Source organism: Pseudomonas sp. MYb2, assembly GCF_002979955.1.
In the GTDB taxonomy this organism is placed as follows: Bacteria; Pseudomonadota; Gammaproteobacteria; order Pseudomonadales; family Pseudomonadaceae; genus Aquipseudomonas.
In genome coordinates this window covers 92,968-115,026 of record NZ_PCQC01000010.1, presented here as the reverse complement: position 1 = coordinate 115,026, position 22,059 = coordinate 92,968, and the positions used below count along the sequence as shown (strand labels likewise).

General features: G+C 56.9%; 19 protein-coding genes and 1 pseudogene. 16 read left to right on the top strand and 4 right to left on the bottom strand.

Annotated elements, in window-relative coordinates; translation table 11 throughout:
- Window positions 1-352: 352 nt before the first annotated feature.
- Genes CQ009_RS18155 through CQ009_RS18145 form a run of 3 tightly spaced genes read left to right on the top strand, consistent with a single transcriptional unit; the run spans window position 353 to window position 2,299 of the window.
- Window positions 353-742, top strand: coding sequence for a hypothetical protein (locus CQ009_RS18155; protein ID WP_105707948.1), 390 nt, complete (start codon window positions 353-355; stop codon window positions 740-742).
- A 12-nt stretch (window positions 743-754) separates the two neighbouring features.
- The gene (locus CQ009_RS18150; RefSeq protein WP_064389796.1) at window positions 755-1,387 is read left to right on the top strand and encodes a BRCT domain-containing protein; all 633 of its coding nucleotides are present in this window, start codon (window positions 755-757) and stop codon (window positions 1,385-1,387) included.
- 12 nt (window positions 1,388-1,399) lie between these two features.
- Entirely contained in the window at window positions 1,400-2,299 is a 900-nt protein-coding gene (locus tag CQ009_RS18145) for an alpha/beta fold hydrolase (RefSeq protein ID WP_105707946.1), read from the top strand.
- On the opposite strand, the pseudogene CQ009_RS18140 reads toward CQ009_RS18145, so the two are convergent.
- A pseudogene (locus tag CQ009_RS18140) lies at window positions 2,268-3,250 on the bottom strand (GlxA family transcriptional regulator). The gene CQ009_RS18145 and the pseudogene CQ009_RS18140 overlap by 32 nt on opposite strands.
- A gap of 89 nt (window positions 3,251-3,339) precedes the next feature.
- On the opposite strand from CQ009_RS18140, the gene inhA reads away from it, so the two are divergent.
- From inhA to CQ009_RS18115, 5 genes are all read left to right on the top strand, one after another.
- A complete protein-coding gene (gene inhA / locus CQ009_RS18135) occupies window positions 3,340-4,026 on the top strand; it encodes an isonitrile hydratase (protein WP_105707944.1) in 687 nt (228 codons plus the stop codon).
- Between the two features lie 232 nt (window positions 4,027-4,258).
- The gene (locus CQ009_RS18130) at window positions 4,259-5,050 is read left to right on the top strand and encodes a CPBP family intramembrane glutamic endopeptidase (RefSeq protein WP_105707941.1); all 792 of its coding nucleotides are present in this window, start codon (window positions 4,259-4,261) and stop codon (window positions 5,048-5,050) included.
- A 102-nt stretch (window positions 5,051-5,152) separates the two neighbouring features.
- On the top strand, window positions 5,153-6,718 hold the full coding sequence (locus tag CQ009_RS18125; protein ID WP_064389791.1) for a PAS domain-containing methyl-accepting chemotaxis protein: 1,566 nt from the start codon (window positions 5,153-5,155) through the stop codon (window positions 6,716-6,718).
- 934 nt (window positions 6,719-7,652) lie between these two features.
- Complete coding sequence (locus CQ009_RS18120; protein ID WP_105707939.1) at window positions 7,653-8,309, top strand: GNAT family N-acetyltransferase; 657 nt, start codon at window positions 7,653-7,655, stop codon at window positions 8,307-8,309.
- 170 nt (window positions 8,310-8,479) lie between these two features.
- Window positions 8,480-12,247, top strand: a complete 3,768-nt coding sequence (locus CQ009_RS18115; protein ID WP_105707937.1) for a hypothetical protein — start codon at window positions 8,480-8,482, stop codon at window positions 12,245-12,247.
- Between the two features lie 253 nt (window positions 12,248-12,500).
- Here CQ009_RS18115 and CQ009_RS18110 read toward each other — a convergent pair whose 3' ends face one another.
- From CQ009_RS18110 to CQ009_RS18100, 3 genes are all read right to left on the bottom strand, one after another.
- A complete protein-coding gene (locus tag CQ009_RS18110) occupies window positions 12,501-12,860 on the bottom strand; it encodes a DUF6124 family protein (RefSeq protein ID WP_105707935.1) in 360 nt (119 codons plus the stop codon).
- An 88-nt stretch (window positions 12,861-12,948) separates the two neighbouring features.
- Complete coding sequence (locus tag CQ009_RS18105; protein ID WP_105707932.1) at window positions 12,949-13,314, bottom strand: DUF6124 family protein; 366 nt, start codon at window positions 13,312-13,314, stop codon at window positions 12,949-12,951.
- A gap of 1,053 nt (window positions 13,315-14,367) precedes the next feature.
- Complete coding sequence (locus tag CQ009_RS18100; protein ID WP_105707930.1) at window positions 14,368-15,048, bottom strand: alpha/beta family hydrolase; 681 nt, start codon at window positions 15,046-15,048, stop codon at window positions 14,368-14,370.
- 95 nt (window positions 15,049-15,143) lie between these two features.
- Between CQ009_RS18100 and ccoN (CQ009_RS18095) the strand changes: the two genes are divergently transcribed.
- The 8 genes from ccoN (CQ009_RS18095) to ccoP (CQ009_RS18060) all read left to right on the top strand — a co-directional run bounded on the left by ccoN (CQ009_RS18095) (window position 15,144) and on the right by ccoP (CQ009_RS18060) (window position 22,044).
- Window positions 15,144-16,568, top strand: a complete 1,425-nt coding sequence (gene ccoN / locus CQ009_RS18095) for a cytochrome-c oxidase, cbb3-type subunit I (RefSeq protein WP_034152830.1) — start codon at window positions 15,144-15,146, stop codon at window positions 16,566-16,568.
- 10 nt (window positions 16,569-16,578) lie between these two features.
- On the top strand, window positions 16,579-17,187 hold the full coding sequence (gene ccoO, locus CQ009_RS18090; protein WP_008082031.1) for a cytochrome-c oxidase, cbb3-type subunit II: 609 nt from the start codon (window positions 16,579-16,581) through the stop codon (window positions 17,185-17,187).
- 5 nt (window positions 17,188-17,192) lie between these two features.
- Window positions 17,193-17,390, top strand: coding sequence for a cbb3-type cytochrome c oxidase subunit 3 (locus CQ009_RS18085; RefSeq protein WP_077572245.1), 198 nt, complete (start codon window positions 17,193-17,195; stop codon window positions 17,388-17,390).
- Window positions 17,387-18,340 (top strand): cytochrome-c oxidase, cbb3-type subunit III, encoded by a 954-nt coding sequence (gene ccoP / locus CQ009_RS18080; protein ID WP_105707927.1) that lies wholly within the window; start codon window positions 17,387-17,389, stop codon window positions 18,338-18,340. Before CQ009_RS18085 ends, ccoP (CQ009_RS18080) begins: the two co-directional genes overlap by 4 nt.
- A 482-nt stretch (window positions 18,341-18,822) precedes the next feature.
- Window positions 18,823-20,265, top strand: a complete 1,443-nt coding sequence (gene ccoN, locus CQ009_RS18075) for a cytochrome-c oxidase, cbb3-type subunit I (RefSeq protein WP_064391308.1) — start codon at window positions 18,823-18,825, stop codon at window positions 20,263-20,265.
- Window positions 20,265-20,873 (top strand): cytochrome-c oxidase, cbb3-type subunit II, encoded by a 609-nt coding sequence (gene ccoO / locus CQ009_RS18070; RefSeq protein WP_077571866.1) that lies wholly within the window; start codon window positions 20,265-20,267, stop codon window positions 20,871-20,873. The genes ccoN (CQ009_RS18075) and ccoO (CQ009_RS18070) overlap by 1 nt, the downstream gene beginning before the upstream one ends.
- A 5-nt stretch (window positions 20,874-20,878) precedes the next feature.
- On the top strand, window positions 20,879-21,064 hold the full coding sequence (locus CQ009_RS18065) for a CcoQ/FixQ family Cbb3-type cytochrome c oxidase assembly chaperone (protein WP_003175465.1): 186 nt from the start codon (window positions 20,879-20,881) through the stop codon (window positions 21,062-21,064).
- On the top strand, window positions 21,061-22,044 hold the full coding sequence (gene ccoP / locus CQ009_RS18060) for a cytochrome-c oxidase, cbb3-type subunit III (RefSeq protein ID WP_064391306.1): 984 nt from the start codon (window positions 21,061-21,063) through the stop codon (window positions 22,042-22,044). The genes CQ009_RS18065 and ccoP (CQ009_RS18060) overlap by 4 nt, the downstream gene beginning before the upstream one ends.
- The last annotated feature ends 15 nt before the right edge of the window (window positions 22,045-22,059 follow it).

Genomic DNA, 22,059 nt, shown 5'->3' with positions numbered 1-22,059 from the left:
AGTGGTTGTAGGAAATAGCCCACAAAACGAAGACCTTGTAGGACCCCTGTGGCGAGGGGATTTATCCCCGATGGGCTGCAAAGCAGGCCCAAAACCCTCCAACCCATTCCCCCAGAAGTACCGGGTTTTCTCACTTCGGGGCTGCTGCGCAGCCCATCGGGGATAAATCCCCTCGCCACAAACTCGCATGGCAATGGACTACAGGTGATCAACATCCGCCGCGTCCACCCTCCCCCGAACCTCGCAGTCACACCCGGAAATACCCTGTTGCCAGCTGTTACATCCCCCCCTACCATCCACCGCAACGGGCACAGCGGAGCTGTCCAATAAAACCCGAATTCAAGGAACCAGAATGTCCCAGCACGTCCAGCGCACCATCAACACGCCCCTTCGCAGCGGCCTGACCCGCAGCCAACTCTGGGAAGCCGCGGACAAAGGCCTGATCAAATGCTGGGAAATCGGCCGCCAACGCGCCACCCGCTTCCCCGACCTCGCCCAACGCTGCCTCGCCGACGAACTGCCAGTGCTCGGCTGGAAAGGTGGCGTGAGCCGCAGCCTGAAGAAAACCGAAAAATATGGCTCGTTGAAGTATCTGGCGCAGTGGCAAGGCTTGCGCGGCGAGGATCTGGATATTGATATGAGCGAAGAACGTTCGTTGACCTGTTCGCGGACGAAGATGCGGGTGACGTTTACTCCGGATCGGACGAAGTATTTCAATCAGGTGGTGGAAGCCGAGGCTTAAGGAGAAGCAGCGATGGTCGATTTGCATCAGGAATTTCATAACAGCCGTTTCTTTCACGAAGCGCGGATTGACAGGCGTTCGGCCGACGCACTGGCAGGGGTCGCTGCCGGGCTAGCCGCTGATGGCAAGATCAATCAGCAGGAAGCCGAGTTTCTCAAGACCTGGATCGAAACCCACTTGGTTCACTTGGGGGATCCGGTGGTAAATATTCTCTACAAGCGTCTTGGGGGCATGCTTAGCGACGGTGTACTGGATGCCGATGAATCGGTGGAATTGCTGGAGATTCTTCATCAGTTCGCCGGCCTGCCAGTGGGCGCAGCACAAACCTTCAGCGTGCCCAACAGCCTGCCGCTCGATAGTCCAGCCCCATCCCTGGACTGTGCCAATCGTGTTTTTCTGTTTACCGGTGTTATGGCTTACGGGCCGCGCAAAGCGTGTGAATCGCTGATCGTAGAACGCGGCGGAATGATTGGTGCAGGTGTCAGCAAGAAAATCCACTATCTAGTGATCGGCAGCATCGGCAATGAACAGTGGCTGCACAGCAGCTATGGTACGAAGATCAAAAAAGCCGTTGAGCTGAGAGACAGCGGCGTGCCGATCGCCATCATCAGTGAAGATCATTGGCAGAAGGTGTTGTTCGGATAACAGGAGCCCGGTATGAGTGGAAAAGCGATTCTGTTTTGCAAAACCGCTAGCCTGACCATTGCCTATGAGGCGCATGGCCCGGAAACCGGTGCGCCGGTGATCCTCCTTCACGGCTTCCCGTACTCCCCTCGCGCTTACGACGAAATCGCGCCGCTCCTCGCCGCTCAGGGTTACCGAGTCGTCGTTCCGTACCTGCGCGGTTACGGGCAGACTCGCTTCAACGATGCACAAACACTGCGCTCAGGCCAGCAAGCCGCACTCGCCCAGGATTTGCTGAATTTGATGGATGCACTCTCCATCCAACAAGCCACGCTCTGCGGGTATGACTGGGGTGGTCGCGCGGCATGTATCGTCGCGGCGTTATTTGCGGAACGAGTGCGCGGCTTGGTGACCGGTGATGGATACAACCTGCAGGACATCCCCAACTCGATTCGACCGCTGGATCCCGAGACCGAACATCGGCTCTGGTATCAGTATTACTTCCACACGCCACGTGGCGTTGAGGGCCTGAAGCACAATCGTCGGGAGTTTTGTGAGCTGCTCTGGAGGCTTTGGTCTCCGACCTGGTCGCACGCCGCCAAGCGTTTCCCCCTGACTGCGCCTGTCTTCGACAACCCCGATTTCGTTGACGTGGTGATCCACTCCTATCGCCACCGCTTCATGTACGCCGCGGGAGATCCGGCGTTTGAGTTGATGGAAGATTTGCTGACTCGGCAACCGACCATTAGCGTGCCGACCATTTCTTTGTGCGGTGCCGACGACGGTGTCGGCCCTGCACCACAAGAGGATGAAGACGCAGAGCATTTCACCGGCTTCTATGAGCGGCGTGTGTTGCCCGATGTCGGCCATAACATTCCCGAGGAAGCCCCTGAACAAACCCTCAAGGCATTACTGGATCTGTTGCAGCACTGACCGAAACCGCTCGCGATAAGCCTGCGGCGTTACGCCAATCGCCCGCAGAAAACTACGACGCAACGTCTCTTCACTGCCAAACCCGCAATTAGCGGCGATGCGTTTGACCGGTAAACCAGTGTCACTGAGCAAACGCCGCGCCGTTTCGACGCGGATCAGTTCGATCGCCCGCGCCGGGGTCTGGCCGGTGTCGGCGCGGTAGTGGCGGACGAAACTGCGTTCACTCATGCCGGCCTGCTCGGCAAGGGTCGGCACGCCGAGGTCGCAGGTGAGGTTCTCGGCGATCCACGCGTGCAACTCATCAAAACGATTGCCCTGATTCTGCAAGGACAAGGTCACGCTGAACTGTGACTGCCCGCCCGGACGTTTGAGAAACACCACAAGATGCCGGGCGACGTCCAAAGCGATGTCGCTGCCCAGGTCCTCTTCAACCATCGCCAGTGCCAAGTCGATGCCAGCGGTGACACCCGCCGAGGTCCACACCGGGCCGTCGTTGATGAAAATCGGATTCGCCTCAACGTGCAGATTGGGGTGTTGCTGCGCCAGTTGTTCGCAGCGAGTCCAGTGAGTGACCACGCGACGACCGTCGAGCCAGCCACTGGCGGCCAGCAAAAAAGCACCTGTGCACACCGAGGCCACGCGCCGACATTTAGCGCCGTGCTCGCGTACCCAATCCACCAAAAGAACATCTTCAGCGGCAGGATAAATCCCCCAGCCGCCGGCGATGATCAATGTGTCGCTGGGTTCCTGCGGTAAAGGCTCGGCCAGCACCGCCAAGCCTGCCGACGACATCACCGCGCCGCCGCCGCTGGCAATCACGCTCGGTGCATAAGGGATCGGCAAGCCGCGCTGGCGGGCAAGGTCGTTGGCCGAGGCGAACACCTGCAGCGGCCCGGTGACGTCGAGGATCTGCATGTTGGCAAACGCGAGTACGTGGATGGCTTTGGGCATTTGGCGTAATTCGTGGGGTGATTGGCGTATGCGCCAGAACCTACGCGCCTACAGTGAACCCGTCCACCCCTTTTCATGGAGCAAGAACAATGACGTTGCAGATCGGTTTTCTGTTGTTTCCACAGGTTCAGCAACTCGACCTGACCGGGCCGTACGACGTGCTCGCGTCGTTGCCGGACGTACAGGTGCATCTGATCTGGAAGGATCTGATGCCGGTCACCGCCAGCACCGGGCTGCTGCTGAAACCGACCACCACATTCGAGAATTGCCCGTGTCTGGATGTGATCTGCATTCCCGGTGGCGGCGGTGTCGGGCCGTTAATGGAAGACGCGCAGACGCTGGACTTCATCAAACGCCAGGCCCTTCAGGCGAAATATGTGACCTCAGTGTGCACCGGCTCGTTGGTCCTCGGCGCGGCGGGCCTGCTGCAAGGCAAACGCGCGACCACGCATTGGGCGTATCACGATCTGCTGCCGACGCTGGGTGCGATTGCGGTGAAAGATCGGGTGGTGCGTGACGGCAATCTGTTTACCGGTGGCGGGATTACGGCGGGGATCGATTTTGCCTTGGTATTGGCTGAAGAGTTGGTGGGTGCCGACGCAGCGCAACTGATCCAGTTGCAACTGGAATATGCCCCGGCACCGCCGTTCAATTCCGGCAGCCCGGAGACTGCGCCGGGTGCGGTTGTCGATGAGGCGCGTTTGCGTGCAGCGCCATCGCTGAAGCTGCGTACGGAAATTACCGAGCGCGCTGCCGCCAAACTCAACTTGCACTGATTCGTCAGCCAAATACAAAACCCTGTAGGAGTGAGCCTGCTCGCGATAGCGGTGGATCAGCCAAAACATCTGCGTTGAATGACACACCGCTATCGCGAGCAGGCTCACTCCTACAGTTGATCGGGTTACCAAGGATATTTGGGTTGTCCCCGATCACCGCCACACCTTCACTTGTCCCCAAGCCCCCACCCGTGTAGAAAGCGCTTCCACAAATTCTGCACAGGGACTTTCGATGAAGGCTTTGCCATGGCTCTATCTGGCGCTTCTCAGCCTCGGTTATGGATGGGCGCTGAGCTACGGCCACCTCGGCTGGCTCGCTTTGATTTCCGTGGGGCTGCTGGTGTTCGCCGGTTTTGCCGTGCGCCAGCAACAGGTGCCGGTCGCGCGTTTTCTTGGTCATGGGCTGTTCATCGTGTTGGCCGTGGCGTTGGCGCTGCACTGGTTACCGGGTTTCGCCAACGGTCGGGCTATCGATCCGCAGCGCTTCACCGACAACGCTGTGCCGTTCTCGATGTACCTGAATCTGGATAAACCGCTGATTGGTTTCTGGCTGCTGCTGGTGTGCCCGTGGATTGTCGGGCGCCGTTCGTTGCGCCTGAGCGTCTACGCCACCGCCCTCGCCCTGACGCTGAGCGCGGTTCTGGCCCTCGGCGGCGCGCTGTTGCTGGGTGTGATTGCCTGGGCGCCGAAGTGGCCGGATCAGGCGTGGCTGTGGGTGCTCAATAATCTGCTGCTGGTGACCTTGGTCGAAGAAGCGCTGTTTCGCGGCTATATACAGGGCGGCCTCAGCCAGCGCTTCAAACACCTGCCGTACGGCGACAACCTCGCCCTGCTGCTGGCCTCGCTGCTGTTTGGTCTGGTGCATGCCGGCGCGGGCTGGAGCTGGGTGTTGCTGGCAGGGCTGGCGGGGGTCGGCTATGGTCTGGCCTATCGTTTTGGCGGACTCGGCGCGGCGATCGTCACGCATTTCGGCCTGAACCTGCTGCATTTCGGCCTGTTCACCTATCCGATGCTCGCCGGCTGAAGCAAGCGCCGTTTTGCGACGCTGTGCTGATTATTGAAAAATAATTTCAATAATCAGCTGTCACCGCCGACAACCTTTCAAAGCCTTGCGGATTGAAAAACCATGCGTAATAACCAGCCCATTACACAACGCGAACGGACTTTTCCGGCTCAGCAGCGGTTGATTTCCACAACCGACGCCAAGGGCGTGATCACCTACTGCAACGACGCTTTCGTCGAAATCAGCGGGTTTTCGCGTGAAGAGCTGATCCGTGCGCCGCACAACCTGGTCCGTCACCCTGACGTGCCGGCGGCGGTGTTTTCGCACATGTGGGGCACACTGAAACAAGGCTTGCCATGGATGGGCATTGTCAAGAATCGCTGCAAGACCGGTGACCATTACTGGGTTAACGCCTATGTAACACCGGTGTTCGACGGCAACCAGGTGGTCGGTTACGAGTCGGTGCGGATCAAACCCACCGCCGAACAGATCCGCCGTGCCGAAGCGCTCTACCAACGCATCAACCAAGGCAAGTCGGCGATCCCTTCCAGCGACAAATGGCTGCCGGTGCTGCAAGACTGGCTGCCGTTCATTCTGGTCAGCCAACTGAGCTTCGTGATCGGCGCGACCCTGAACTCGCAGTGGGGCTTCGCTCTCGCCGCCGGTCTGTCGGTGCCGCTGGGCCTGATGGGCCTGCAATGGCAGCAACGCGGGCTCAAGCGCCTGCTGCGTCTGGCCGAGCAGACCACCTCTGACCCGCTGATCGCGCAGATGTACACCGACAGCCGTGGCGCCCAGGCGCGTCTGGAAATGTCGATCCTCAGCCAGGAAGCCCGCCTGAAAACCTGCCTGACCCGTCTGCAGGACACCGCCGAGCACCTGACCGATCAGGCCAAGCAGTCTGACGCCTTGGCGCACAACAGCTCCACTGGTCTGGAACGTCAGCGCGTGGAAACCGAACAGGTCGCCACCGCCGTCAACCAGATGGCCGCGACCACGCAAGAAGTGGCGAGCCACGTCCAGCGCACTGCTGACGCCACTCAGGAAGCCAATCGCCTGACCGGTCGCGGCCGTGACATCGCCGGGGAAACCCGCGAAGCCATTCAGCGTCTGTCCGTGGTCGTGGGGGAAACCGGCCTGACCGTGACCCAACTGGCCAAGGACAGCGACGAAATCGGCGGCGTGGTTGATGTGATCAAAGGCATCGCCGACCAGACCAACCTGCTCGCACTCAACGCCGCCATCGAAGCTGCACGTGCTGGCGAGATGGGCCGTGGCTTCGCGGTAGTAGCTGACGAAGTGCGTCAACTGGCGCAACGCACCAGCGAATCGACCGGGCAGATTCATGCCCTGATCGCCAAGTTGCAGCAGACCGCGTCCAGCGCCGTGCAAACCATGGAAGCCGGCCATCGCCAGGCGGAAGAAGGTGTCGCGCGGGTGCTGGAAGCGGATCAGGCGTTGGTCGGCATCAGTGAAGCGGTGGCCAACATCACCGACATGACCACGCAGATTGCGGCGGCGACGGAAGAGCAAAGTGCGGTGGCTGAAGAGATCAGCCGCAACATCAGCAATATTTCGGAGTTGGCGGATCAGACGTCGGAGCAGGCGCATAACTCGGCTTTGTTGAGTGAAGAGCTGACGAAGACTGCCAACACGCAATACTCGTTGGTGGAGCGGTTTAACCGCTGATTGGATTGGTAATAAAGAAACCCCGGACAGCGAAAGCTTCCGGGGTTTTTATTGCCTGTCTGAAATGGATGTTGTTTGGCAGAGCGCGTCCGTAAACAGCCTTCCCTACTTTCCACAAACTCACTCAAGAAATGCAGACACAGCCTACAACGGCAACAGAATAAGCCGACTGTTTCTCGCTGACGGCAGGATCTAATGTTTGCCGGCCCAAACCGATCGCGCGAGCCGGCTAGAATGAATACACATCTGCCCCAAAAACCGATAAAACCAATAAGAAGGAAGTTCGTGAAGAACTGACATTCCTTGATGCGCAGCGAGCGGCGCGTGATGGGCAGAAAGCGCCCGATAAGTTTGTGATCACTGGCAGGCTGTAAGCACTACTGCAGTGTTGCGAACTTTAGACATTCACTGATCTGAGTATTTTCTGCTAACACATAGATCTCCAACCGCGCTCTAAAAAAACTCTAGAAACCATACAGTCTCTGCGCCTCCAATATCGCCGGAAACACATGAGGCTCAAGATATCATCAACCTACTGCCACTTCCCACGATGGTTTATGCCACTTCAATTTTTAGTCTATCCGAAACATTTATAGAATTTAGAAAACCTCCATCAACTTGATCATAAAACACTCAAACCGCCACTGAAGAGGCTATTAAAAAAAACAAGAGACTGCATAAAAATTAACTACAGGAAAACGTGCATCAAACCCACTCAACAAATTATTAAATTCATTAAATTTCTTTAAATCATCCACAACTCCTACTTCGCCTGCTCAGCCTTACAGGCCAAGCAAGAGCAAAAGGCACAACTCAAAAAACAGGGGTAAAAATTTCGGTCGGAGTCGACTGTGAAAAACCTGAAAGGTTAGGTGGACAGTATGATGACAAAATACTAATCTCGATGATAGCGAGACTACGAGCAAGGATTCATATGATTACAATCAACCGCCATCCGACCCCTGTTGATCCAATGATTTGCGATTCCATCCTTGAGCTAGTGGGTAAAAACGTAAAGTCATTGAGCAAGATGCGCCCACCAAAAGAGCACCCACTTTTTGATGGTTACAAAGCGATGCTAGTAGAGGAAGTTCGGATATACATTACAAGCCAAAACTTCCCAAAAATCGAAGTAATCACAGCAACATCTGAAAGCGGGAGCGTTATTGGCTTCTTGTTGTTCGGACTGGTTTTGACGGACGTGCAGGAATGCAACATTTACTACACCGCTGTGCAAAATGAGTTTCGTCGCCAAGGCATCATGAGTCAGATGATGCAAGTGATTTTAGAAATCTGCCCTGCGATTGGATTGTCCTGCGATATCGCATTGGTATCAATATACAAGAGGCTCGGTTTTCGGCCGGTCGCAGTTGGAGAAACGCAAATTGTAATGTTTATTGGACACCCCAAGGGGGTAACTCCAGTGGTCAACATGGAAGATTTAAAGATATCGAAAGCAGTCGACTTCGCTTTTAGACGGGCAGTACAAAGATCAACCCCCCATGATATGTGCCGTGCCGACAAAGCCATGAAAGCAGATTTGGCGGCACTTCGCATCAAGGCCCGAAATTTTCTGAAAGCAAACGAGTGAGTGTTTTGTAGATGAGCGACGGAATCTTGGTCAGTAATTCACAGGCTCCGGTGCGAAAATGGCCTAAACCACTACTCACCATAAATACACAGAGAAAACCGGATTGATGCTAGGGCTACGTGCTACATCATGTTTTCGTCTGACCTGACAGGAATTCAAGGAGAAGTCAGTTGAGTAAAAAGAAGCGCAAGAAGCCGTTTAGCGGACCAAGCACAAAACCGTATTTGTCCATCAAAATGCCGCAGATAGTGGAGGAGCGTCGGGATATGTTTAATCAGTCCTTTCAACTTTCCTGCAGCCAGGTGCGTGAGGTTCTCACACGCTTTCATCCGGGTGACGTGCTCACAGCCGTCAATATCTCAGATCTTTGGCAGCCGAATCGCGCGAGTCAAGTTAAGCACCAGCTTGCGTTCAGCCTATTGATGTCCACGCCAGCCGAAAGTTTTTCACCTATCCGCATGGTCACCTATGGTGATTTTTCGGAGTTCTGCAACGCATTGATTCAGGCCTTTCCAGATTTCCCCATGCTAGAAGATTACGTGCCTGAGGAGGACTGGGGAGAGGTGAAGGTTCTTGTCGGACCGGAGCCCATCTCCATTCTGCACGGTGGCCCGGTGCAGCGCATCGCCGACTACGTCGAAGCGTTCCGTATATTTCATGGGGACGGCACCCAAGCTGTGATCGATCTGGAGCGCGCGATCCGGCTACAGGGCGAACTCCTAATGGCGGCACCATTGAACAGTGGCGATCAAACTGATGAATTGACTCCCGGATATGTTGAGGTAGCGCCTGTTTCCTTTTGGGAGGTTATGTCACCCGCTTTGATTCAACTGCCGATGATTGAACAGATTCATGCTCAGTATGTCGTGGAGTTGGGACAGCCCAGCTGTTGGGAGGACGCGAATGATTTCGGTGACGCGGTGATGACAGGTGCGGTATTGCCATGGCTGGCTGCTCGGATCGATGGATCTTTGCGAGCATTTTCCATACGTAACGCGATAACAGTCGTGATTGAAGCCTGGGCCAAGACGCCACAGGATTCTCCAACCAAGCTCGCTGCACGAATAGGGGCTTACCTAACGAAGCGAATTAAAAGCTACTCATGTCTAGCTGGGCCACTAAAGTTACGGTCACAAGTAGAGATAGCTCCATTGACTATCGCAGCTGTTCTTATCGATGATCCGCACTACTTTCTGGTAGTCCCCGTGTCGTTAAGCCAACAAACCCAAGTCGGCAAAGCAGTCACAACGATGCGCCGCATCATAGGGGATATGGATTGGGGCCTTCAGGTTGTCGGAACTCAAGAAGGCTTCCAGCTTCGCGATGCGCGAGGCAGTTTACCTGAACCCGCCGCGGTGGAGATCATCCTGGTTAATACCCCTGTTTCCACCGCACTTTCGATGATCAAGCCCCCAAGTGCCAATGCACGATTGATGAGTCTGGTGGATACGTGCACTATTTTTGACTCTATTGAGTCGGTGGATGAGCTTGGACGATTCTGGAAGTATGTGGACAGTTTGGGCCAATTTGGAGGAAGTCTATTCAGCGACTTGGGGGATCTATTCGGTTCATTCCGTGATGTCCATGCCCAAATCATTGAAGGTGCGTTGGTCCCAAACTTTCTGAGTTTAGATCCCCATTGGGGTGCATCTTGGCGCTATGAAAATTTAAAAACCTTCTGGAAAAACGCACCACTCATGTTCCCGGACGAAGACAGTGCTTGGATTACAAGTAAGAATGACAGCGTCAGTTCGCTGAAGCGAGTCACTGCCAAGAATGCTCCCAAAATCGCATGGTCGTCAGTAATTGGAGCAACCACCATACACTTTGTCTTAGATGCCAAAGCCGTCGATCTGGAAGCGCAGGACGGTAATTTGCTTGAGCATTTCGTGCATTGCGCCGCCGATAGCATTGCTGAGCGAGCTTCTATCATTGCGCCGTTCCTGCAACTTCCGTTTCAGCGTATCAATCTGCATTGTTTCAGTGCAAAACACTTACTAGTTTTCGCTGGAGATGAAGATACTCAGCCGGCTGAAACAATGCCTATCATCACTGAATGGGAAAAAATACCCGGCTCAGACTCTTACAGCTACCAAGCCAGACTTACGGTTAATCTCGTGAAGTTGGTGAAGGAAATGGAGGCTGTCAAAGATGCGAGTTTCGAGGTCATCTGTGTCGTAGCCGTCGTTGAACATCTATTTGCAGCTGTTGGGAGCCCGATGCCATCCGACTTGTACGACGCGTTAGCGGAGACAGCCGTCCGAACTCCCCGTTTTACCCTCAACACCATGCAACGCACTATAGATGTACCAGACTTTACTCAGGCGCAAGTGCCTAGGCTCGAGGACTACAAAGTTGCTCGGCGTGATCTGGCCATACTGCTGAAAGCGCAAGGCGTGGCTCCGGGAGAGTACATGCTTGAGGCCGCTAAGGCATTGATCAATCCCGCCCGAGCGGCTTATAGGGACGCGGTGCACGAGCGTATTCGCTCTCTGGATCGCGAAAGCCTGCTGCGATACTGCACCGAGCAATACGACGCGTTGATCGCTTCCGATGACAGGAAAGAGTTGCAAGTCAAGCAGAGTCTTTGTCACGAGGTCGACTACGATAGAGAACAGTCGCTGGCCGAGGCCCGAGAAAAGTTTTCCCGCGAAAGCAAAAACTTTCGGTACCTAATAGAGAGCGCGTTGGTTTTGACCGTCCCTCAAAACGTGCCTGTTAGCTCTAAGGATGTCCTTTCAATCCTGTCCATGATTGACTGGCTCTATGTTCTGTACGGAGCAAGTGATGTACTGCACAACGGCATCGACGTTGGTGGCATGCGAGTCAATGACCAATACGTCCCCGAAGTCTTCTATTCAGAGGTGCGTGGCGAACAGGAAGAATTGTTCGGACGAGAGATGGCGGCTTTACGGTTGGGTGTCGACGTTGCAGATGAAGATAAGGTTACGACGGCACTGTCGACTTCAGAATATTTTGCAATGTTGGACGCGGCTTTCACGAAAGATAATCGATTTAGCTACTCACATTTGCTGCAGGTACTCTCCACTCTCACTCAGTGGGTGTCAGTCGGTGGCGCGCGCGAATTGTCTTGTGGCTACGTGAGCGACAGGCAATCTGTGGCCGAAAAAGCGGTGACCGCCTACCCTGATATGTCATTAGACTCAGCATTGGCGGTTATCGAGTTTCTCCTACTCCCACCCGAACAAGTTTGGCGCCTACTTGGTAAAAATGTAACAGAAGACGATGTTCCAGTATGGGAGCACTCCAAACGCGGCAGTCGTCACACAGTCCGCCCTCTGATCGAACTTTCTGACGGTCGATTGTTATGGGGGGCTGCGGCAGTGGCGCGGACCAAACGCATATGGGCAGGATCAATCTCGGCCGGTTTTTTACCGGCTGACTATCCTTGGCCTGCCGTACGCGCTGCAGTCGGTCAACTCAAGAAAGAATTGGAGGATGGCTTGGAAGATCGTGCGTACGAAGTCTGTGTACGCGCTATGCCCTACGCAATCAAAGGTATCGATTTCAAGTTCCGATTTCCAAAGGAGCAATTTCCAGATGTTGGTGATTTCGACGTATTAGCTTACCGACCAGAGAACAATCAGTGGCTGACCGTAGAATGCAAGTACAACCAACCGGTTTTTTGTCTAAAGGATACACGTAGACTGCGAGACCGAGTTTTCGGCCGCGGCGAAGATTTTGGTCAATTAGGAAAAATCGCAAAGCGACGGGACTTTCTGGTTAAGAACGTGGACGTTTTACGAAACTTGCTGGGATGGCCAGCTCCTGCGCAGAAGCCGTTTTCCCTTACCGAGCTCTATGTATCGAAGGACATGCACTTTTGGTTGCGGTTTCCGCCATATGAGGTTCCGACGCATTTTGTACAAATCGATACATTAGATGCCTGGCTACGATCCGCATCCGCACCGAGCTAATGTTGATAATGAACCGACAGAATTTGGAGGCATTTCTGGTTGGCAAAATGTCTTTCCAGAACTCGAGCTCTCTCAAACTTGAAGGTCGACAGCTTCCATTTTTTGTTTTTGATCTGTAATTAGTCGAGTTTTATAGGCCCATCCGCGAGCAGGCTGACTCCTACAGAGATCGCTGTTGGACACACAACTCGTGACCACCGCAAATCGAATGTAGAAGTGAGCCCACTCGCGATGAAGCCAGAACTGCAGACGCCTACCCATTCGGCACGAGGTTATCCAGCGCCTGATTCACCGCCAGTTCGCCCAACATCACCACTTGCGCAATGCCCAACAGGGTCTTGCGGTTCGTCCCTTCCAGCAGGCCGGCAAAGTCACCGAGCATGACCGTGGCTGACGCGAGGGATTCGCAGGCGTTGGCCAGCAAGGATTCCGTATCGGTTTGCGGGTTGACCATGAACATGTCGTTTGGGGTGTAAGGCGTGGCCATGATCTTGGCTGCCGGGGTCAGGTAATAGTCGAGGGCGCGTTCGGCGGCGTCGTGGAGTTTTCTTGAATCGGGAAATTCGTACGGGGAAACCGGATCTTCTAACGGTGGAATGACGGTCTGGGACATCAGCTGGAACTCCGAAAAAGAGTCGCTTGAGAATTTTTATAGACGGCTGCCAGGCAGTGAGGGGACAAGCCCCTCACCGAGGCGGCAACTACCGCGAGACGTGATGGTTATCCAGCACACGATTGACCAGCAGCTCACTCAGCATGATGACCTGCTGCAGTATCTGCATCGCCTTGTGCTGCGATGGATCGACGGTGTCGCCGATATCCCGGGCCATGTCACTGGCCGACGACAGCGTTTCGCACGCTTCGACCAGCAGCGTTTCGTCATCCACCGTTGGATTGACCAGATAGATCCTGCCCGGCTTGCGCGATGGCTTGGACGTCTTCTGCGCCCCGGGATCGAGGTAATGATTGATTGCCCGCTCGGTGGCCGTTTTTATGTTTTCGGCTTCGAGTGCGGCGTCGTAGGGGATTGAATCGGTTTCTGGTGGGTTTGGCGTAATTTTGAACATACGGACTCTCTATCTTGAAGGAATTGAAGAGCCGTCACTTTCGCTACCAAACGAAGGGTGGCGGCCACACGTGGGTTGGTAGACCGGTCAAGACAGAGAAACCCCCGGCGCCCCCGAAGGAGCCCCACGCATAGCCACCATATAAAATCAGCCTCAAAAAATGAGACTGCAGAATGGACGCCACACGGCTGTCAAGAAAACGGGCTACCAAACCCGATCACTGTTTTTCAGTGACGGGGAAACGATATAGCCCTCTCCAAGCCGCGTAAGCCGGCGGATTCTGGCGTACGCGTAGGCAACGACGCAAGGTGTTGTAGCCCTTATGGCGTAACGGTTCGTGTACTTTAAACGTGCTTGCAGGATTACGTTTATGCGCCAAAAAGCCGGATGTTTGACTGTTCCTTTGCTGTGCTCTGGCAGACCGCTTTCGCGAGCAAGCCCGCTCCCACATTGGATCGGATGCACCCGTCAAGAACTGGTCGGCTCGCAGGCCGCCATCGCTGGCAAGCCAGCTCCCACAGGGATTGCATGCAGTCTGCAAGAACTGGTCGGCTGCCAGGCCGGCTCCCACTGAAAACGAAAGCAGCTCGCCTCCACTCCTAACCACTCAACACGATGAGCGTTAGCTCGAGTACCGTTTTTGATCTTGATCCACGGGCGACGTCGGAAGGCTGAGTGGAGGGATTTATCCGGGGGTGGGAGCGCAGCGACCGTTTGGCGAAGCCAAACACATCGAGAGGAGGTGCAGCGAAGCAAACCGTAGGCGATGCCCCCCGGATGAATCCCGGAGCGAAGGAACCCCGAGCCTTAGCGAGTGGGCCGAACGTAGGAGCAAGCGTTTTTTTGCTTACTTTTTTGAGGCGTTTGTCAAAAAAGTGAGTCGCCGTAAGGGCGAAACCCTAGGTGGGCTTAACCGCAGCAACGGATATGCACACAGATCGAAAAGTGTGTCGTGTTCAAGATCGATCCCCCTCACCCCAGCCCTCTCCCCCAAGGGGGCGAGGGGGAAAGGGAGCCGATCTTCATGAGTTTCAAAATTTCAGCTCGGCTCAGTCAACACTGAAGAAACCCGGCAACCTTCTCCGCGGCCGAAGCCAAATGCTGCTCATGCGTAAACCCGGAAACCTTGAGCGGCTTCAAATCATGATCCCCAGAAGCCAACCAGAACACCTCAATACCCGGCGATAGATCGTAAGCCTCGACAGCGTCCCTATTGCCCAGCGCATCCCGCTCCCCCTGCACAATCAACGTCCGAGTCTGCAAAGAAGCCAAATGCTCAACCCGAGGCTTCTCCGGCTTCCCAACCGCATAAAACGGATACCCCAGACAAACCAACGCATCAGCCCCCAACTCATCAGCAAGCAAACTGGCCATCCGCCCACCCATGGACTTCCCGCCAATGGCCAAAACCCCAGCGACATGACGCCGCACTTCGCCATACACCTCACGCCAGCATTCCTGCAGTTTGGCAGCAGGATTCGGCGGCCGCTTCACCCCATCCACCCGCCGCTGCGCCATATACGCAAATTCAAACCGCAACACGTTCACCCCAAGCCCGGCAAGACGCCCAGCCATATCCGTCATCCACTCGCTATCCATCGGCGCACCAGCACCATGAGCAAGGATCAACGTCGCTGAAGCCTCACCACTGGCAGCATCCCAAAGCCACCCACGATCCCGCACACACTGCGCCCATTGATCCCCGTCAATACTGGCCTTGTGCTGTTTGTCCATGCTTGCCTCGCTTTTAGTCTGCCTATAACTCCAGACGAAGGATTCGCCGCGTGTCTTGCGCGCGCTCACTTCGGCTGAACCGTGGATGGGGAACCATGAACACTTCTATCAGTACCGCCTACAACTACAAGGTGGTCCGCCAATTCGCCATTATGACGGTGGTGTGGGGCATCGTCGGCATGGGGCTCGGGGTTTTTCTCGCGGCCCAATTGGTCTGGCCCGAACTCAACTTCAATTTGCCCTGGACCAGTTTCGGCCGTCTGCGCCCGCTGCACACCAACGCGGTGATCTTCGCGTTCGGTGGCTGTGCGCTGTTCGCCAGTTCGTTCTACTCGGTGCAACGCACCTGCCAGACCCAATTGTTTGCGCCAAAAATCGCCGCGTTCTGCTTCTGGGGCTGGCAACTGGTGATTCTATTGGCGGCGATCAGCCTGCCACTGGGTTACACCAGCTCCAAGGAATACGCCGAGCTGGAATGGCCGATCGACATCCTGATCACCATCGTCTGGGTCGCCTACGCCGTCGTGTTCTTCGGCACGATCATGCAGCGCAAGACCAAGCACATCTATGTGGGTAACTGGTTCTTCGGCGCGTTCATCATCACCGTGGCGATTCTGCACATCGTCAACAACCTTGAGTTGCCGGTGAGTTTCACCAAGTCCTACTCGGTGTACGCCGGTGCAACCGACGCGATGGTGCAATGGTGGTACGGCCACAACGCCGTAGGTTTTTTCCTCACCGCCGGTTTCCTCGGGATGATGTACTACTTCGTGCCGAAACAGGCCGAACGTCCGGTGTATTCGTATCGCCTGTCGATCGTGCACTTCTGGGCGTTGATCACCCTGTACATCTGGGCCGGCCCGCACCACTTGCACTACACCGCGCTGCCGGACTGGGCGCAGTCGCTGGGCATGGTGATGTCGCTGATCCTGCTGGCGCCGAGCTGGGGCGGCATGATCAACGGCATGATGACCCTCTCGGGCGCCTGGCATAAGTTGCGCAGCGACCCGATCCTGCGCTTCCTCGTGGTCTCGCTGGCGTTCTACGGCATGTCGACCTTCGAAGGGCCGATGATGGCGATCAAGACCGTCAACGCCCTCTCCCACTACACCGACTGGACCATCGGCCACGTCCACGCCGGCGCGCTCGGTTGGGTGGCGATGATTTCCATCGGCGCGCTGTACCACATGATCCCGAAAATCTTCGGCAAAGCGCAGATGCACAGCGTCGGCCTGATCAACGCGCACTTCTGGCTCGCGACCATCGGCACCGTGCTCTACATCGCCTCGATGTGGGTCAACGGCATCGCCCAGGGCCTGATGTGGCGCGCAGTCAACGAGGACGGCACGCTGACCTACTCCTTCGTCGAAACCCTGGTGGCCAGCCACCCAGGCTTCGTCGTGCGGCTGATTGGTGGGGCGATCTTCCTCAGCGGCATGTTCCTGATGGCTTACAACACCTGGCGCACCGTGCGGGCCTCGCAGCCTGCTGACGTCGTCGCTGCCGCGCAGATGGCCTGAGGAGTCGACCATGAAACACGAAACGATTGAAAAGAACGTCGGCCTGTTGATGTTGCTCATGGTGTTTGCCGTGAGCATCGGCGGCCTGACCCAGATCGTCCCGCTGTTCTTCCAGGACGTCACCAACAAACCGGTCGAGGGCATGAAGCCCTACACCGCGCTGCAACTGGAAGGCCGCGACATCTATATCCGCGAAGGCTGCGTCGGTTGCCACTCGCAGATGATCCGCCCTTTCCGCGCCGAAACCGAGCGCTACGGGCACTACTCGGTAGCCGGTGAAAGCGTGTGGGATCACCCGTTTCTCTGGGGTTCGAAACGTACCGGGCCGGATCTGGCACGGGTCGGCGCGCGCTACTCGGATGACTGGCACCGCGCGCACTTGTACAACCCGCGCAACGTCGTACCGGAATCGAAAATGCCGGCCTACCCGTGGCTGGTCACGCAAGCGGTCGACAGCAGCCACACCGAAACCAAGCTCAAAGTCATGCGCACCCTCGGCGTGCCGTACACCGACGACGACATCAGCGGCGCGGTGGCCAGCCTCAAGGGCAAGACCGAGATGGACGCCCTCGTCTCCTACCTGCAAGTGCTCGGCACTGCGATCAAGAGCAAGAGGTGAGCACGATGATCATTGAGATGAGTGCAGGCCTGATTCGCGGTCTCGGCACGGTCGTGGTGTTCGTCGCCTTCGTCGGCCTGACCTTGTGGGTGTTCAACCGCAAGCGCACCCCGGAATTCGCCGAAGCACGTCTGCTGCCGTTCGCCGACGAGCCGCAAGCCGAAACAACCCAAGCCAATGAGACAAGGAGTACCCGGCCATGACCACCTTCTGGAGTACGTGGATCTGCGTACTGACCATCGGCAGCCTGATCGGCCTGACGTGGCTGCTGATCGGCACCCGCCGGGGCGAAACCAAAGGCAGCGTCGACCAGACCATGGGCCACAGCTTCGACGGCATCGAGGAGTACGACAACCCGCTGCCGCAGTGGTGGTTCATGCTGTTCGCCGGCACGCTGGTGTTTTCCGTGGGCTATCTGATCCTCTATCCGGGCCTGGGCAACTGGAAAGGCATCCTGCCGGGTTACGAGGATGGCTGGACCGGTGTGCACGAGTGGGAAAAGGAAATGAACAAGGCCGACGCCAAATTCGGGCCGATCTTCGCCAAGTTCGCCGCCATGCCGGTGGAAGAAGTGGCGAAGGACCCGCAGGCGCTGAAAATGGGTGGCCGTCTGTTCGCCTCCAACTGCTCGGTGTGCCACGGCTCGGACGCCAAGGGCGCGTTCGGTTTCCCTAACCTCGCCGACAGCGACTGGCGCTGGGGCGGCGACGCCGACACCATCAAGACCACCATCATGGGTGGCCGGATGGCGGCGATGCCGGCCTGGGGCGAAGTGCTCGGCGAGGCCGGGGTGAAGAACGTGGCTGCGTATGTGCGTCACGAACTGGCCGGTCTGCCATTGCCCGCCGACAGCAAGGCCGACCTGCAAGCCGGACAGCTGGCGTTCAGCACCACCTGCGTAGCCTGTCATGGGGCAACCGGCCACGGCACTGAAGCCATGGGCGCGCCGAATCTGACGCACCCGGCCGGGTTTATCTATGGCACCAGCCTGACTCAACTCGAGCAAACCATTCGCCATGGTCGTCAGGGTCATATGCCGGCGCAGAACGAGCTGTTGGGTAACGATAAAGTGCAATTGCTCGCCGCTTATGTGTACAGCCTGTCGCACGGATTGAATACAGAAAAACTGATTACCGAAGACAACAAGAAGTAATCATTGCATACACCTCTGCCGCACCTTTCTCGGTGCGGCAGCATCCTGCCCCTTTGCGACGCATTGTCGCACCCCTTCGCACCCTCTCCTTTCGGTTCCCCGGATTCGGGTCTACGCTTGCTCGATGCGGACTGGCTTGTGCCGGTTCCAGGTCAACGCTGACTGCTGTGTTCTGCGAACCGGCTGACTGATGTGGCCGCAAACGCCGGTAGATACCGGCTGTCGTGCCATTTGCCATCCGTCACCCGAACTGAGCGTTTGAACACACCCCGTTACAAGCGACCTGAACCCCTCGCTTTTTTCGTCCGCTGCGACATTTTGTCCGAGGCCAATTTTGTCCTTACGCGGCGCATGGAAAGGCCGCAGAATCAGCGTTGGAAAGCATTGACCCAGGTCATGGCGCGTTGCAATGACCCCCTGCTCTCTGCATACTTGCGGCCGATTTTAATCCTAATAAAACACCCAAACCGTGGAACCTTAGAATGAGCACAGCAATCAGTCCGACTGCTTATAACTATAAGGTAGTCCGCCAGTTCGCCATCATGACGGTGGTCTGGGGGATCCTTGGCATGGGGCTCGGTGTCTTCATCGCCTCGCAACTGGTCTGGCCGGAATTGAACTTCGGTCTGCCGTGGACGAGCTTTGGACGCCTGCGCCCGTTGCACACAAACCTGGTGATTTTCGCCTTCGGTGGTTGTGCACTGTTTGCCACTTCCTACTATGTCGTGCAGCGAACCTGCCAGACGCGACTGATCTCCGACAGCCTCGCGGCCTTCACCTTCTGGGGCTGGCAAGCGGTGATCGTCGGCGCGATCATTACCTTGCCGCTGGGTTACACCACCACCAAGGAATACGCGGAACTGGAATGGCCGATCGCCATTTTGCTGGCCATTGTCTGGGTCACCTACGGTCTGGTGTTCTTCGGCACCATCACCAAGCGCAAAACCAAGCACATCTATGTGGGTAACTGGTTCTACGGCGCGTTCATCGTCGTCACGGCGATGTTGCACATCGTCAACCACGCTTCCCTGCCGGTGAACCTGTTCAAGTCCTACTCCGCCTACTCGGGCGCGACGGATGCGATGATCCAGTGGTGGTACGGCCACAACGCGGTGGGCTTCTTCCTGACCACCGGTTTCCTCGGGATGATGTATTACTTCGTGCCGAAACAGGCTGAGCGTCCGATCTACTCCTATCGCCTGTCGATCGTGCACTTCTGGGCGCTGATCACCCTGTATATCTGGGCCGGCCCGCACCACTTGCACTACACCGCACTGCCGGATTGGGCACAATCTTTGGGTATGGCGATGTCGATCATTCTGCTGGCGCCAAGCTGGGGCGGCATGATCAACGGCATGATGACCCTGTCGGGCGCCTGGCATAAGTTGCGCACCGACCCGATCCTGCGCTTCCTCGTGGTCTCGCTGGCGTTCTACGGCATGTCGACCTTCGAAGGTCCGATGATGGCGATCAAGACCGTCAACTCGCTCTCGCACTACACCGACTGGACCATCGGCCACGTACACGCCGGCGCTCTCGGCTGGGTAGCGATGATCTCGATCGGCGCGATCTACCACATGATCCCGCGTCTGTTCGGCCGTGCGCAGATGCACAGTGTCGGCCTGATCAACGCGCACTTCTGGCTCGCGACCATCGGCACCGTGCTCTACATCGCGTCGATGTGGGTCAACGGCATCACTCAGGGCCTGATGTGGCGTGCAATCAACGACGACGGCACCCTCACCTACTCGTTCGTTGAAGCGCTGCAGGCCAGCCACCCGGGTTACATCGTTCGTGCCCTGGGCGGCGCTTTCTTCGCCAGCGGCATGTTCCTGATGGCTTACAACGTCTGGCGCACCGTGCGCGCCTCGAACCCGGCTGAAGCCGAAGCCGCTGCCCAGATCGCTGTCGTTGGAGCTCACTGATGAAGCATGAAGCTGTCGAGAAGAATATTGGTCTACTGGCCTTCTTCATGGTCATCGCCGTCAGCATTGGCGGTCTGACCCAAATCGTTCCGCTGTTTTTCCAGGACGTTACCAACAAGCCGGTCGAAGGTATGAAGCCGCGTTCGGCACTGGAGCTGGAAGGCCGCGACGTTTACATCGCCAACGGCTGTGTCGGCTGCCACTCGCAGATGATCCGTCCGTTCCGTGCTGAAACCGAACGCTACGGCCACTACTCGGTGGCGGGTGAAAGCGTCTGGGATCACCCGTTCCTGTGGGGTTCCAAGCGTACCGGTCCGGATCTGGCCCGGGTCGGTGGTCGTTACTCCGATGACTGGCAGCGTGCGCACTTGTACAACCCGCGCAACGTGGTGCCTGAGTCGAAAATGCCGGCTTACCCGTTCCTCGTGGAAAACAAGCTCGACGGCAAGGAAACCGCCAAGAAAATGGAGGTTTTGCGCACCCTCGGCGTCCCTTACACCGACGAAGACATCGCCGGTGCACAGGCTGCCGTGAAGGGCAAAACCGAAATGGACGCGCTGGTGGCCTATCTGCAAGGCCTGGGCACCATCATCAAAAGCAAACGGTGAATTAGATGGATATCGGGATGATTCGTGGCCTGGGCACCGTTGTTGTGATGGTGGCCTTCATCGGTCTGGCGTTGTGGGTGTTCAGCCCCAAGCGCAAGTCGGAGTTTGAAGACGCGACCTTGTTGCCTTTTGCGGATGATCCCGAAGCCATCAAGCACGTCGAGCAAGCTTCTAGGAGTAACAAAGAATGACTACATTCTGGAGTCTGTACGTCACAGTCCTCAGTCTCGGTACGATCTTCGCCCTGACCTGGCTGTTGCTGTCGACCCGCAAGGGCCAGCGCAGCGAACAGACGGACGAGACGGTCGGGCACTCCTTCGACGGGATCGAGGAGTACGACAACCCACTGCCGAAATGGTGGTTCATGCTGTTTGTCGGCACCATCGTTTTCGCCTTGGGTTACCTGGTGCTGTACCCGGGTCTGGGCAACTGGAAAGGCCTGCTGCCGGGTTACAACTACCTCGATAACGACAAGCAGACCGCGTTCGCCAACGGCCAGACCGGCTGGACCGGCGTGCACGAGTGGGAAAAGGAAATGGCCCGTTCGGACGCCAAGTTCGGTCCGATCTTCGCCAAGTTCGCCGCCATGCCGATCGAAGAAGTCGCCAAGGATCCGCAAGCACTGAAAATGGGTGGCCGCCTGTTCGCCTCCAACTGCTCGGTGTGCCACGGTTCCGACGCCAAGGGTGCCTACGGTTTCCCGAACCTGACCGACGCCGACTGGCGCTGGGGCGGCGAGCCGGAAACCATCAAGACCACCATCATGGGCGGTCGTCACGCGGTTATGCCGGCCTGGGCTGAAGTGATTGGCGAGCAAGGCGTGGCCGATGTCGCGGCATTCGTCGTGACCAAACTCGATGGCCGCAAACTGCCGGAAGACACCAAGGCTGACCCGGAAAACGGCGGCAAACTGTTCGCCGCCAACTGCGTGGCCTGCCACGGTCCGGCCGGCAAAGGCACTCCCGCCATGGGCGCGCCTGACCTGACCCACCCGGGTGCATTCATCTACGGCTCGAGCTTCGCGCAACTGCAGCAGACCATCCGTTACGGCCGTCAGGGCCAGATGCCGGCGCAGGAACAACTGCAAGGCAACGACAAGGTGCACCTGCTGGCGGCTTACGTTTACAGCCTGTCCCACGGTGAAAAAGCTCCGGAAGCCGACGCCCGATAAGCCCGGTTTGCGTTG